General features: G+C 70.7%; 10 protein-coding genes. 4 read left to right on the top strand and 6 right to left on the bottom strand.

The annotated features are described in order from the left end of the window. The 3 genes from ACZ34W_RS33170 to ACZ34W_RS33160 all read right to left on the bottom strand — a co-directional run. A partial coding sequence (locus ACZ34W_RS33170; RefSeq protein ID WP_465609466.1) for a hypothetical protein occupies positions 1–1,914 on the bottom strand: 1,914 nt, incomplete at its 3' end. A 490-nt stretch (positions 1,915–2,404) separates the two neighbouring features. Next, positions 2,405–3,109 (bottom strand): SDR family oxidoreductase, encoded by a 705-nt coding sequence (locus ACZ34W_RS33165; protein WP_465609464.1) that lies wholly within the window; start codon positions 3,107–3,109, stop codon positions 2,405–2,407. A gap of 26 nt (positions 3,110–3,135) precedes the next feature. Further along, complete coding sequence (locus ACZ34W_RS33160) at positions 3,136–3,351, bottom strand: hypothetical protein (protein ID WP_465609462.1); 216 nt, start codon at positions 3,349–3,351, stop codon at positions 3,136–3,138. A gap of 162 nt (positions 3,352–3,513) precedes the next feature. On the opposite strand from ACZ34W_RS33160, the gene ACZ34W_RS33155 reads away from it, so the two are divergent. Beyond that, a complete protein-coding gene (locus tag ACZ34W_RS33155; RefSeq protein ID WP_465609460.1) occupies positions 3,514–5,235 on the top strand; it encodes a helix-turn-helix domain-containing protein in 1,722 nt (573 codons plus the stop codon). A gap of 565 nt (positions 5,236–5,800) precedes the next feature. Continuing rightward, the gene (locus tag ACZ34W_RS33150) at positions 5,801–6,709 is read left to right on the top strand and encodes a hypothetical protein (protein ID WP_465609458.1); all 909 of its coding nucleotides are present in this window, start codon (positions 5,801–5,803) and stop codon (positions 6,707–6,709) included. A gap of 1,162 nt (positions 6,710–7,871) precedes the next feature. Here ACZ34W_RS33150 and ACZ34W_RS33145 read toward each other — a convergent pair. Further along, complete coding sequence (locus ACZ34W_RS33145; RefSeq protein ID WP_465609456.1) at positions 7,872–9,524, bottom strand: alpha/beta hydrolase; 1,653 nt, start codon at positions 9,522–9,524, stop codon at positions 7,872–7,874. A gap of 427 nt (positions 9,525–9,951) precedes the next feature. Between ACZ34W_RS33145 and ACZ34W_RS33140 the strand changes: the two genes are divergently transcribed. Continuing rightward, on the top strand, positions 9,952–10,554 hold the full coding sequence (locus tag ACZ34W_RS33140) for a hypothetical protein (protein WP_465609454.1): 603 nt from the start codon (positions 9,952–9,954) through the stop codon (positions 10,552–10,554). Between the two features lie 77 nt (positions 10,555–10,631). Here ACZ34W_RS33140 and ACZ34W_RS33135 read toward each other — a convergent pair whose 3' ends face one another. Both ACZ34W_RS33135 and ACZ34W_RS33130 read right to left on the bottom strand, forming a co-directional pair. After that, entirely contained in the window at positions 10,632–12,383 is a 1,752-nt protein-coding gene (locus ACZ34W_RS33135; protein WP_465609452.1) for a hydroxysqualene dehydroxylase, read from the bottom strand. Between the two features lie 377 nt (positions 12,384–12,760). Beyond that, positions 12,761–13,333, bottom strand: coding sequence for a TetR/AcrR family transcriptional regulator (locus tag ACZ34W_RS33130; protein WP_465609450.1), 573 nt, complete (start codon positions 13,331–13,333; stop codon positions 12,761–12,763). A gap of 123 nt (positions 13,334–13,456) precedes the next feature. Here ACZ34W_RS33130 and ACZ34W_RS33125 point away from each other — a divergent pair, with 123 nt between their 5' ends. Then, positions 13,457–13,897 carry a nuclear transport factor 2 family protein gene (locus ACZ34W_RS33125; protein WP_465609448.1) on the top strand — a complete coding sequence of 147 codons (441 nt, stop codon included), beginning with the start codon at positions 13,457–13,459 and terminating at the stop codon, positions 13,895–13,897. The last annotated feature ends 11 nt before the right edge of the window (positions 13,898–13,908 follow it).

The raw sequence follows: 13,908 nt of genomic DNA, 5'->3' as shown, positions 1-13,908 counted from the left end.
CCAGTACCGCCCCGATATCCTCGACGGCTTCCTCACCGGGGCCGGCCTCTCCCTCGACCTCCCACCGCCATCACCCTGAAGCGCCGAAGTCAGTATCTCCTCGTCCTGCGTACCGTGCCGGGCCTGCTCCCTGGCGCCGCGCAGGTCTACGCGAACCTCCTCCCACACGGAGCGGACGCTGGCATAGTCGCGCAGATCGGCGCGGGCGGCCAAGGCCAGGTTGATGCACTCGTCGATGCCGGCCTTCATGGCTCGCCCCCGGGCACAGCCGGCACACAGTGCGGCCTTGGCCTCGTTCGCGCGGCCGCAGTCCCCGCACGCAACAGTTGGCTGCACGGCAGAGGCGTCCGCCGTCCTGGTCCCACGCCCACCCTGGGTCCTGGCTCGGGGTCCGGCTGCCGTACCGCCAGCAGCCGGGCCCGGCAGCTCCCCGACCGGGCTACGTTGGCTACGTTGCTGCGACCTGCTGATCGCGCCCTCGACGAGGTACTGGCAGGGGACACACTCGCGACCCGTCACCACATCGACCGCGCTCTCGCATTCGACGCGCCCGCATTCGCTGGATCGGCGAAGCCCGATTCGGACCAGCCAGCCGTACGGGCTCTCCACCGAGCCCGCGGAGGCGAGCCGGAACCTCAGGCGCCGAACGACCCGGGCGACATCACCGGCGACGTCCCGGATGGCGGCGCCGGCGGCCCGGGCGGCTTCGCGTTGCTCCCAGGTGGTCATCAGCGGGAGCAGGGCTGCCGCCTCCGCGAGCACCTGGTAGGCCGCCCTCGACATGTTGAGCTGAGGCAGCGTTGCCCTGCTCTGCCGTGCTGCCGAAGGCACGGAATCGGGCGTGGAGCGGGTCGGGAAGGTGCCGGGATTCCTCGCGTGCGCACGCGTTCCACCGGCGACGGTGGGTACCCCGGTCTCGGCTTCGCCGGAAAGACCCAACGAGACATCAGCTGGACCAGTGGTGCGGAGGTGACTGGCGTGAGAGGCGTGAAGGGAATCAGCAGTGGCGTTCTCTGCGAACTCGGCGTTGGATGCCTCAGCCGGCCCTGCGACCTGTGTCGCCGTCCCGGCGGCGCGTGGGCGTGGCCGTCCTGCAGCAACTGCGGTGTCGCGCCGGGACGAAGCGGAGCGCCGGCGGGCGGCCTTCAGCGACTCCCAATCCTCTGCGACCGCGGGCACGAGGATGCCGCCGTCCTGGCGCAGCCGGCTTCCGGTCTCCTTCCTGACCAACTGGATCACCCCGGCGGCCTGGAGCCGCTGAAGAATCCCTGCCGCGCCCGCCGGCGTGCAGCCGTTGCCCAGGAGGCGGGCGAGTGTCGCGGCCGCCCGCCCGCGCCTGCCCACGCGGCCGGAGCACAGCCGCACCCTCCCGTCGGGGCGGGCCTCCAGCACGAGGAGGAGCAGGGCGAGCCTGTCGGTGGGCGCCCCGCGTCCCGTGCGGGGTGCGAGCAGCCCCATCGGGGTCATGCTGCCGTCCCGGTGGCGCCAGCCGGGAGCGAAGAGCCTTTCCACCAAGCGCAGGAGTGTGGCGAGCGCGGGCTTGTCGAGCGCGAGCGGGTGCCGGCTGTCGCCTGCCCGCAGCGCCTCGATTTGCTCCGGTATTCCGACGAACAGTCCTTGCACGGTCCCTGACTTCCGGATCCGCTGACGTGTGACGAGCGTGGAGGCTGTTCGCTGGCGACCGAGGGACTGGTGGATGGCGGAGGCGGACACACCGAGCCAGCGGCCGAGCTCCGGTGCGGCGGAGGTGGTCGCGTAAGTCCGTGCTCGCTCGGCCTTGGCGAGGGTGACGATCCGCAGCAGATGGTCGGTGTCGTTCAGATGTGCCGCGGTTGGCGCGTGGAGCGTGGTGTGCACGGCCGCTCTCAGGCGAAGCCTCATCGGCTCGTCCAGCCGCAGCGGCTCCAGACCCACACCGGAATCAAGAGGCTCGGTTCCTTCAGGGGCGGTACCGCGTGTTGACGAGGCATCACAACCGGTAGGTTTGGTAATGGGCGTGGTCGCGCCTGCGTGACAAACGGGAACGTAGTCAGGCATCATCGAGGTGTCTCTGCTGGAGGTGGAGGCAGCACGAACCCCTGGGGCCGGCTATCGCTCCAGGGCTGGCATCGCCTGTTGGACCCGCCCGTGGCCGGGCGGTACGCCGGGCGGCGAGTCCTCACGGAGGGCGGCCGCCCGGGTCGTCGCCGGAGATGACTGAGCGCGAACTCGGTCATGTGCCGGCGGTGATGGGATGGGCGTGCCGCCGACCCCGGTGCTGGTAACACCGGTATTCAGGCGGCAGCCCAGCGGCCCGTACTCCTCTGGAGCGGGCCGTACGGTGCGTCATCTCATGATCGACCTCTCATCTCGGTCCAACTCCTGGCGCGGGCCGTCCGGCCGACGTGTTCGGCAGGACGGGAGGTCAGTGCCCCATGGATACGCCGCCGCCGGCGGCGAGGAGCTGCCCCGTGATGGAGTCCGCCTCGGGTGAGGTGAGGAACGGAGCAGCCCGCGCGATCTCCTCCAGGCGGCCCAGCCGACCCGGCGGTACCTGCGCGGCCGACGTCTCGACCTTCTCGGCACTCAGCGCGCCGACCATCGCCGTGTCCGGCAGACCAGGGGAGAGGACGGCCACCCTGATTCCGCAGGGCGCGAGCTCGCCCGCCAGTGACCGGGCGAAGCCGACCAGGCCCGCCTTGGTCGCGGCATAGTTGGACTGCCCCGCCTGCCCGTAGAGCGCGGACGCGGAGGAGACGAACAGGATCCAGCCCTCACAACGCCGGATCATCCTGCACGCCGCCAAACTGGCGACCCGGCAGGCACCGGCAAGATCGGTGTCCGGCCCCGAGGCGAAGTCGGCCTCGGTCATCGCGACAAGCCGCCAGTCGCGGGTGGCTCCGGCGTTCGACACCAGCGCCTCTACCGGGCTGCGCTGCTCCTTCATCCTGGCGAACGCCGCACCGATGTTGTCGGGTTGCGCGGGGTCGCAGGGTATCGGGAGGAAGCCGGCGGGCGCCGGCGTCGAGCGGTAGGTGACCGCGACGCGATGGCCAGCGGCTTGGTATGCCTGGTCGATGGCAGGACCAGAGTCCCGGCTGGCGCCGGTGGTCAGTGCTGAGCAGCTCATTGACGTGTTCCCCCGAGGACTCCTGCTCAGCAGGCTTGCAGCAGGACCGGCATGATCTGACGCTGGGTACGGGCGTGCTCCAGGAGCCGGGACAGGGCGGCGGCAGTGTCCATCGTGGTGTCGGCGAGGCGCTCGGCGCGCCGCTGCAGGTACGCGTCGGGGGCGAGGAGGCTGACCGAGCCGACCAGGACCGAGCCGCGCCACAGCGGCACGGAGAGCATTCCCCCGACACGGGACTCCACTTTGTAGAGGATTCCCCTGCCGCCCACACGGACCGGCCCCTGGAAGGCGTATACCTGTGGGAACCCGAGCAAGTCCTCCACACCGACCGGACACGCCACCAACTCGTCATCATCGAGGCCGACGACCCGCGCCTGTCGGACTCTCAGCAGCTCACCGACCTCATGGCCCACCTCGCCGTCCGGCAAGCAACCGGGCTGGCCATCGCGGTCCGGGCCGCGAGCGAGATCACCACCGACGTGCGCAGCGCGGCCCACCGCCACGCAGTGCCGCTGCTCACCGTCTCCCCGCAGCCCGCCGCCTGGATGCGCCTGCACCGCGCGGTCACCGAGGACGTCCACCGCAGGATTCTGCGTACCGCTCGCCTGCACTCCCAGCTCATCGAGCAGGTACGCCACCTCGGCCGACCCGACGGCGCCCAGCGACTCATCTCCTGGCTCGCCTCCACCATGGACGCCGAGGCCACCCTGACAACGCCCCAGGGCGCTGTGCTGGCGGCCGCCCCCGAGAGCGCCCCGACCACGATGGCCCCGGCCGGCGCCCAAATCGCCGAACTGGCCGCCGCCGGCCGAGGCCGATCCGCCGCCATCGACCTACCCGACGGCCGCCGCCAGATACGCCTGTTCACCGTCGGCGCCACCCGCCCCGCCCCCGTCCTGGCAGTGGCCTGCGAGGCCTTCTGCCCGGAGAACAGCGCCGCCATGGCGCGCGTCCTGTACCTCCTCGCTGCCCGGCTGGCCATCGAAGAGGCCGACCGGGGACGGAGCCGACTGCAGTGCGGCGAGGAGGTGGTGCGCGGCGCGATCCTCAACCTCCTGATGACCGGCCAGGTCAGCGCCGCCAGGAGCGCCGCGATCACCCTGGACCCCGGAACGCTGGACGACGGAGTCGCCCGGACCCTCATCCTCAAGGTCCCCCGGGCACAACGGCTGGCGATCATCCAGCAGTGCCACCAGGCCATCGGAAACCGAGCGATCGTCAGCGGCTGCCCCACGTACGGCGACCGCATCGTCGTCCTGATCCCGAGCACGGCCGGCGACCTCGAGAGCAAGATGATCAAGGGCCTCGTCACCTTCACCCAGGCGGCGCCAGAGCGCTACCTCGGCGGCAGCTACCTCCACACCCTCGACGAGACCGCCAGCGCCTACCGGGACGCCGCCCGCGCCCTGGCAGTCGCCGAACACGCGACCAGCCGAGTCCACCTCTACGTCTCCGAGGTCCAACTTGCCCACGTCCTCGACCAGCGGCACGCCGGCGCCTGGGCCCGACACCAGCTGCGCCCGTTGCTCGACCTCCCCGAGAACCGCCGCGACCAGCTCCTGACCACGCTCGGCTTGGGACTGCTGTTCACTCCAGCCGCCACCGCCAGATCTCTGGGCACCCACCGCAACACCGTCGCGCGCCGCCTGGCCGACGCCGCTGTCCTGCTGGAAATCGACCTTCAGGACGTGTGGCAGCGTGCCCTGGTCGGCCTGGCCCTTGAGGTCTGGGCCGCGACCGCACACCTTCAGCAAGAGCCGGACGCACCCGTGGTCACGGACATCCTGGACACCGCGCCGGTGCGACAGTGGGCCGACCGGTTCCTCGGCCGCCTGGACAGCGACCGACGCCAGCTGCGCGACACTCTGGCGGCCTGGATTCAGGCCAAGGCCCGCATTGAGGATACCGCCCACCTGGTAGGCCTCAACCCGGCCACGGTGAGGACCCACCTGCGCAGTGCCGAGCAACTGCTGCAACGCCGCCTGCTGACCAACACAACCTCCGACGCGCCGGCCGGCTGCATCGTCCCGGGCGCCCACGACCTTGTGCTGGCATTCTTCGTAGTGGGGGGCGGCACCTCCCTAAGGTCAGCTGCCGGCCAGGCGGTTCCGTCCTGCGCCGGCTGAACCAGGATCCACCGCCAACGGGACAGCCAAGCAGGGTGACGGCCCGGAGACTGCCGTTCCGCCCACGCGCTACCCACTCCTGCAGCGCCCGCCGTCACCGAGACGCGCACCTTGCCACGAGGATGCGAGTAGGTGTGTCAGGCGGTGGTTGGACACGCTCCGTGCGGCCAGGAAGCACTCCCGCGCCGCCGCCGGCTGGCCGTGCTGGCGGGGGATGGCGCCGAGCAGGAGCAGCGGCCGGCCACGGTACCCGTAGGCGCAAGGAGGGCGGCGAGCGGCCGAGCGCCGGTCGGGCGGGCCCCTGCGCCCGTAGATGAGGTCGATCCACCCCAGGCCAGCCAGAGCCAACCAGAGTCATCGCATCACCGCGATCGGCGGTTAGCAGAGCCTTGGGTGAGGAGGGCGGCGAGGTTGCGGCGGAGCGACGAGCGTTGGACATGCAGGGCCCAGCATCTGGCCGCGTCCACGGTCTCCTGCTGTGACGCGGATCCCGGGAGCTGTGGCTGACGGTGGTAGCGGTTAGGGTCCGCTCGTCTGTCTCCTACTCCGTTGAAGGACGGTCTCAATGGCCCGCACTACCCCGGCGCGCCGCGTGGACATCGCTGCGGTCTTCCGGGAACTGGCGCTGCTGGCCCGGCAAACAGTCCGCCTGCACCCTCGGCTGGGCGTGCCGGCCGTTCACGACAGTTCGGTCGGCGGCCCGCTCCTGTGGCCCGCCGACGAGCCGTGGCCGGTCTGTGAGGGCCCGCACCCTGAGGTCGACCTGCCGCTGTCACTGACGGACGTCCGGCGTCGCCGCGAGCTTCACAGGACGGGCTGGGCCGGCGGGAGTCCCACCGCGCAGGAGCGGGCGGCGCTCGATGCGACGTACGTGGGTCATCCGTGGAGCCAGGAGCCGAATGCCCTGCTGCCGGTGGCCCAGCTCTACGCAAGAGACATCCCCGGGCTGCCGTGCCCTGCGGATTCGGACCTGCTGCAGGTGCTGTGGTGTCCGCTGGAGCACCACCCGAACTGGATGCCGGCTGCCCGGGTGGTGTGGCGCGCCTCCGCTGCGGCGGGCGCACTGCTGGTAGAACCGCCGCAGCCCGCGGACGTGTCGGGGCACGGCGACTACCTGCCCGAGCCGTGTGTGCTGCACCCCGAGGTGGTGACCGAGTACCCGGCTCTGCTGGAGCTGGAACCGGACCTCGCGGAGCGTATCGGGGATTGGTGCGAGGAGCAGTTCACCGGCACTGACCTGAGGTACCTGTACGAAGAGGAGTTCCGGGCCTACTACCAGTACGAGCTGTCCGTCGCCCCGGGGTGGAAGGTGGGCGGCTGGGGCCCGTTGAGTTTCAGCGATCCGTCGGTCATGCGGTGCACGACCTACAGGTGCGTTATGAGACCGCTGCTGACGATCAGTTCAGGTGCCCTGGACGGCAGCGGCTGGGATCCGGTCGAGGACCGGTATCCGGCGAGGACATCGGCATCATGATCGGACGGAGCTACGACATGCAGCTCTACTACTGCCCCGACTCCTTCGATCACCCGCACCTGGAGGTCATGCAGTAGACGGCTGACGCGTTCCACGCGGGGTTGTGGCGTTCGTTCGGGTCGGGCAACCCCCCCATGGGGAATCAAGGTGAGCAGGTCTAGCCAGCCCCGTAGCACGGGTGGCCGTTTTCGGGGAGCGTCATCACCCCGGGGATCGCCGCCGGCGGCATGCCGGACCTCGGCCTGGCCGCGGCCGCCGCCTACGGCATCGACCTGCGCCGCCTCCTGGTCGCCGACCACCCCGAAGAACACTTCGCCGAAGTCGTCACCGCGCTCGCCGCCGCCTGCCCCGTCGTCCTCGCCGCCGCCCCCACCGGTCTGCCAGCGCGCGCTGGACCGGCTCGCCGCGCACCTGCGCCGCACCGGCACCATCCTCCTCACCCCCGGCCCATGGCCCGGCGCCCAGCTGCGCCTGCAGATGACCGCAGGCCGCTGGTCCGGGCTCGGGGACAGCTGGGGGCAGCTGACGGGCCGGCGGGCGACGGTGTCGGTCACGGGCTGGGGGTCGGCGGTGCGGGCGCGGTCCGCCGAGCTGTGGCTGCCGGATGCGACCGGCGCCGTGGCACCGGCCGTCGCCGGGGCGGGGAGCGTGGTGAGAGAGGGGCAAGCCGAGGCTGTCGCCGCCATGGCGTAGCCGGGGGTGCGGGCGGGGCTGTGCGCCCGCACGCTGAAGGCGGTCGGTCCCGCGGCCCGAACCCCCGAGCGGGCCGCGGGACGGCCCTGGGACTTCGCGGCGAAGCCGGGCAGGCGGAGCCGCAGGGGCGTGCCCGCCGGGTCCGGTGCGTAGACGCTGCACCCGCCCGGGTGCCGGAAGCCGGCCCCCGAGACGATGGCCACCCAGGGGTAGGGGTCGCTGCTGTCGACCTGGGTCCGCATGTCGTCACCCCCTCTTCTGGGGGGCAACATGCTCAAGGCAGAGATCGCGGACGGCACCGACGACCGCTACGCCATCGGTCACGTCGGCTCGCCGCCTGCTTCCCTACCTCGCGGCCGGTGGCACCCTGGACGGCCCGTCGAAGCGCACCGGCGGCGACGCGGGTCCGGCGTTTCGGTACGTGGCTGCGCGAGCGGGACAAGGCTCGCACCGACGGCATGCTGACCGGTCAGCCAGAACTCCCGGACGCCGGTACGCCGAGGCCTTGGTTGGTGTCCATGGCTGGCCGGGCGTCAAAGGGCTGGGTGACGTCGGTGCAGGTGGTGTCGGGGTCGGGGGCGGTGGTGGTGAGGAGGTAGGTGGTGATGTGCCCGGCGGTGCAGGTGCTCTCGGCCGGGGAGATGGATCCGTGTCCGAAGGCGTCGACGGTGAGCAGCCGGGTGGCGGGGCCGAGTTCACGGGCTGCGTTCTGGGCGTAGGAGTACGGGGTGGCGGGGTCGTGGAGGGCGTTCACCAGGAGGATCGGTGTGGGGCCGGTGTAGGTGTTCCAGGGGCCGTGGTAGACGTCGTCGTCTGGGGCTGGTGTGTAGGGCCAGGTCGAGCACTGGCTGAGGCCGTTGAAGACCTGCGGGCGGCCGAAGGTGGGGGCGTCCTTCTCCCAGCTTTCGGCCAGGCCGGCGAGGCCGTTCACGTCGCGGGGGTAGGGCATGTCGCTGCAGTTGACCGCCGGGTTGGCGTTGTTCCCGGTGAACGGGGTGTCGGCGGTGCGCGGGCGGGCGGATGCTGCGCCGCTTGCCGGGGGCAGGGCGTCGTAGAGAGTCTGCCAGCGTTTGGCCAGTGCGTCGTAGGTGGCGGGGTCGGGGAGGTTGTTGTAGAGGTCGTTGACGAAGGAGTTGAGCGTGACGCTCGTGCCGTCGGCGGTCGTGATGGCGGTGTCGGCGTGGGCGCGCAGGTGGTCACGGATCGCGTCGAACTTGGCCCGCGGGTCCTTGTCCCCGAACGGGCAGGCCGGGGCGCCGGCCTTCTTGCAGCGCTGGAGCACCGCGCCGAGCACGGCCTCGTAGTTGAGCGCGCGGTCGTGCTCGTAGCGGGTCCCGTCGGAGGAACGCAGGGCCGGGTCGGTGTTGCCGGTGTTGACGATCGCGCGGACCTTGTGCGGGAACATGTTCGCGTAGGTGTCGCCGAGGAACGTCCCGTAGGAGACGCCGAAGTAGGTCAGCTCGTCGTCGCCGACCGCCTGCCTCAGTAGGTCCAGGTCCCGGGCCACGACGGCCGTGGACATGTGGGTGAGCAGCGGGCCGGCGTTGTCGCGGCACAGGTCGCCCTGGACGCGCAGGGCGTCGGCCTCGTCGGTGAGCTGCTGTTCGGTGACCGGGTCGCGCATGAGTTTGGCGTCGACCGCGTCGAACTGCTGCTGGGAGGTGTAGCAGCGCAGTGGCATGCTGCGGCCGACCCCGCGCGGGTCGAACGCGACCACGTCGAAGCGTTCCAGGACCGCGGGGGAGAAGAAGAACTCGGAGAAGACGGGCGCGCCCCAGCCCGCGGCGCCGGGGCCGCCGAAGTTCGTCAGGATCGATCCGATCCGCTTGCCCGGGTCCTTGGCGCTGCGCTTCATCAGGGCCAGCGGCACCGTGTCGCCTTCGGGATGTGCGTGATCCAGCGGGACGGCGTAGGTCGCGCAGCGCATCAGGGTCGGGTCGACGTCCTTCGGCAGGCCCGTGAGTGCGCCCTGCGGGCAGTCCTCCCACGCCACCGGCGGGATTTGCCGCCCCTGTGCCGGTGCGGCCGCCGCGCTGCCCGGGCACCCGGCCCACACCACCAGGGCGGTGAGCGCCACGGCGGTGCGCCGTGCCGGATGCCGTACAGCGACGTTGGTGCCCATGTGTATGCCCTCCGACTGGTCTGTCCCGCGTTTCTCGCGCTTGAGCCCTACCCACACTCGGCGGTCGCGCGACGTGCCCGCTGACGGTTCCACTGGACGGAGGTATGCGGACGACCGGCTGGTGGGGGCGGGAGCAGCGGTGGGTGGGCCGTCTCTCCGGTGGGCCGTACGCGGCTCCTACTCGCTGGCGCGCGTTCGAAGCAGTGTGCCCGCCGATGGATCAGCCGGTTCGCAGGAGTAGTCGAGCAGGTGGATGCTGTGGCAAGAGGACCACGATGGGCCCTGCCGGTGGTTGCGCGATCGGGCCCGGGCACACAGTTGGCGGGCGTTCTCGAGGTGCCTGCGGGTCGGCCCGGTCGGTCGGTGCTCGGGATTGATGGCCGAGAAGGCCGGCTGCTGAGCTGGACGGAATCGAGTGAGGATCTTCATGCGAAAGCGCGTCGTCGCTTCTTTCGGAGCGCTCGCCTTGGTCGGCGGTGTCGCGACTGCCCACGCCGCAGGGGTGCATGTGGCGCCCGATGGTGGCACGGTCACGTGCTATGTCAGTCCTGAGCAGTGGAAGGCTCTTGACGACCGGGGGGTGGGCTTTCGCGCCATGGCACCCGGCGTTCAACTCGCTGACCGGGAGCAGCCGGGGACGACCTTGACGGACCCGGGTGGGCGTTTGGATGTCCTCGGTCGTGGTCAGGTCACCTTCCGGGGCGGGTTCCGGCTGGAGAGCGAAGCGACCGGCGACTTCGTCGAGGTGACCGAGCCACGTACCGCGCTGCCCGCGGGCAACCCTGAGTTTCAGGTGCGAAGCAGCGTTGATCCGGTGGGTACGCGCACGGAGATCCTCGAGTACGCCGTCGATCCGACCGCTCTCCATCTGTCCTTGCTCGGTCTGACTCTGGGAATCGACGCTACCGATGTCGCGGTGAATCCCATGTTCGCCGCGGTTCTGACCCGCGCTTTCGGAGACGGCGCGAGTGAGACGGGCATGACGTTCGCGGCCTGCTCCGCTGATCTGACGGTCAGGCTCACCGCATAGGCCGGCCTGCCGCAGCCCTGCCGGCCTGCTCCGCGGATCGCTTCTGGAGCGTGCTGTGTGACGGCCCCTCCACGGACTCACACGTCGTGGCTGAGGCCTGGTCCCCTCCCGAGCACGGGAACGGAGTCGCGGCCGGTGGTTGCCGGCGTGAGCTTGTCCGGGTCGTAGAGGTTGGGCAGGCCGAGGCCGAACCGCTCGCGATCGGCCTCTTTGAGGCGCTCGAACTCCGCAGGCCGGTGGAGGCCCCCGAGGGCGCAGCGTGCCAGGGGGGAGCCGTCGGCGTCCAGGAGGGCGTTGACGGCCTGCCGTGCCGCGGCGTTGGCGCCCTCCATGGTGCTGACGTTGATGTCGGTACGGATCCAGTCACCGGCCAGGAACAGGTTGCGCAGTGCGGTCCTGGATCCGGGGCGGTCTCGCCAGGATCCCGGGTGCTGGACGAACAGCGGGCTGGTGTTGGCCACGGCGGAGGTGCCCGGCGCGGTGATGGACGGGTCGAGGAACCACGAATGGAGCATGGCGTCGGTCAGCACCTCCTTGCCATGGCTGTTGAGGTGGGCCTTGATCTGTTCCCAGGCCTCGCGGGCGATCTCCGCGGGCGTGCACTCGCGTGCGGTCTTCCGATCGAGCATGCCGGGTGCCGACCAGTCGGAGATGATCGTCGACAGGCAGTCCCGGACGGTGCCGTCGTGGTACTCGGTGAACGGGCGCTGCCAGAACTGGGCCTGACTGACCGAGGTGATCGCCCACGGGGAGTCCACGTAGTTGACGTGGCCGTGGATGACGGGCAGCTCTTTCCGGAGGTAGAACATCAGGCCGTTCATCCACTCGGTGCGCAGGCGCGTACAGCCGGCCAGGCCGGGGTCGGCGGCGAGCAGCTGGGGGTTCAGGAGGGCGGCGAATCGCTCGACCGGCAGAGCGGAGAGGACGTGGTCCGCGTCGAACCGGTGGAAGGCACCGGACCGGTCGGACACAACGATCGCGGTGACCGTGTTGTTCTCGACGGCCAGCTCCGTGACGGTCCAGCCCACTCTCAGGTCGACACCCAGCGCGCTCAGACGGGCGGTCCACGGGTCGATGAGCTTCTCACCGGTGCTTCCGTTCAGGACGCGGTCCACGGTCCCCCCTGGCTCGTTTCCCCGACCGAGTGAGCTCCAGATCGTGGATTCGAGGATCAGGCCGACGGAGTGGGCGCTGGCGTCCTTGGACTTCATGGCGGCCAGGTTGCGGACCATACCGTCGGCGAACCAACTCCTGAACGCGGGGGACATCCGTTCGGCCTGCAGGAAGTCGTTCCAGGAGAGCAGGTCCCACTGGCCCAGGCGGCGCTCGTCACAACTGGACCAGTAGGTGAAGTACTTGCGCGCGCCGTAGAAGGCCTCGCGGAACGGCACGTGGGCCAGGGTGCTGGAGGCGAGGGTGATGAGGGCGATCACTTCCGCCGGCCCGAACGCGTGACTGTCCGCCGGCAGCAGAGAGCCGGCCCGGAACGTCACCACCGTGTCGGCCTGCCCGTTCGCACGGGCCCCCCGATACGCACTGGCCCGCACCAGGTTGTCCCACGTTCCGTTCGAATTCCCGGCAAAGGGAATCCGGCGCATAGTGTCCGTCAGATTGCGATAGAACCCGGGAAAGAACCGGAACCCGTGCTCGCCCGGCAACCCACTGCCGGGTACAGGAATGCTCCGAGCCTTCCCGCCCAGCTCATGACACTCGAACACGGTCACGCTGTAGCCCCGCTCTGCGAGCTCCAGCGCCGCCGACAACCCGGCCACACCACCGCCGAGCACCGCGACCCGCCCGCCGAACGACACACCACGCCGCAGCTCCACGACTCGTTCCCTCCGTTCGCTGACCACACGAGACTGTCTCCGGCGGTCCACGCTCTGGTCCAGCAGGCACGGCCGGTGGCGAACAAGATCCGGCCCGCACTCGCGACGGCTGGCCGCCGCCCGGATACGTGTGGGCCGGAGCGGAACCCAGGTGCCCGGGCTTGACTCGTCGCCTACCTTCCCCATGCGCCGAGACGGGCAGCTCTGCCACGCGGCGCCCGGACCAGCTGGCCGGCCCGGGCGTCGGCACCTCCTCGATGCCGGCGTCGGCTAGATGATCGATTCCAAGGGGTCAGTCGGGCGCCGCCGATGCTAGCAATGGCGGGCTGAGCCGCGCTCCGTTGCGCAAGGCCGGGGGATGCCGACACGCCGCCGGTTCAGCGCGGCCGCAGCCCGTCGAAGACCACCTCGAAGATCCGTTCTCGGGCCGACACGTCGGTCCCGAGGTGCTCCATCGTCGTGCTGGTGCCGACCAGCAAGGCGATCAGCTCCGGCAGGCCCAGCTCCGAGCGGACCGCCCCGGCTTGTTGCGCCCCGGCCAGTAGCTCGGACAGTTGCGCCTGGATCACCTTGCTGGACTCCTGCAGGGCCGCGTGCGCGTCCACGCCGGCTGCGGCGAGTGCCTGGGCGAACTCGTTCTTGCCCGCGGACTGGTCGATCACCAGGCGGAAGCAGCCGAAGAAGGCGGCGGCGGGTTCGGCCTCGGCGGCCAGCTGCGCGGTCTGGGCCGCGATCGTCTCCAGCCTGCGCACCATCACCGCTTCCAGTAGGGCCTCCTTGGTCGGGAAGTGCCGGAAGAGCGTGCCGACCCCGACCCCGGCGGCCCGGGCGATCTCCTCGGTCGGCACGCCGACGCCGCGGGTGGTGAACACCTCCGTGGCGACGTCCAGCAGCCTGGCCCGGTTGCGGGCCGCGTCCGCCCGCAGCGGGCGTTCCTGAGCGTCGCTCATCCCTCCCACCCCACCCTTCCCCGCCGACGGCAGAGCCCTGGACAACCGGAGTCGCCAGTCCGTATCGTATGAAACCTGAGTCGCTAGTCCGATTCTAGCGACGGATCCGGCAGGGGGTTGATCATGTCTGAAACGCTGTCACCGCGCGAGGTCTTCCAGAAGCTCCTCGAGGGCATCACCGCGGGGCGGCTCCCGGAGCTGGCCGAGCTCTACGCCGAGGACACCGTGGTGGAGACCGCCTTCGAGCCGGTCGGGCCGCGCCGGTTCGAGGGGCGGGCCGCGCTCAAGGAGCGGTTCGCGGAGGTCTCCGAGCATTCGCCCGTGGAGCTGACCGCGACGAACGTGGTGATCCGGGAGACCGACGACCCGGAGGTGATCGTCGCCGAATGGAACTACCAGGTGCACCACCGGGTGACCGGGCGGAACTTCGAGGTCGCCAACATCCAGGTGCTGCGGGTCCGCGACGGCCTGATCGTCAGCAGCCGGGACTTCCACGACCACCTGGCCCTCATCGTGGCCGGCGGCGACCTGCCGCAGCTGGTCGCGGCGCTGGACGGCAAGTAGCGCGATCGCAG

It is taken from the genome of Kitasatospora sp. NPDC022856 (genome assembly GCF_055561235.1).
This window is presented reverse-complemented; position numbering and strand designations above follow the sequence as displayed.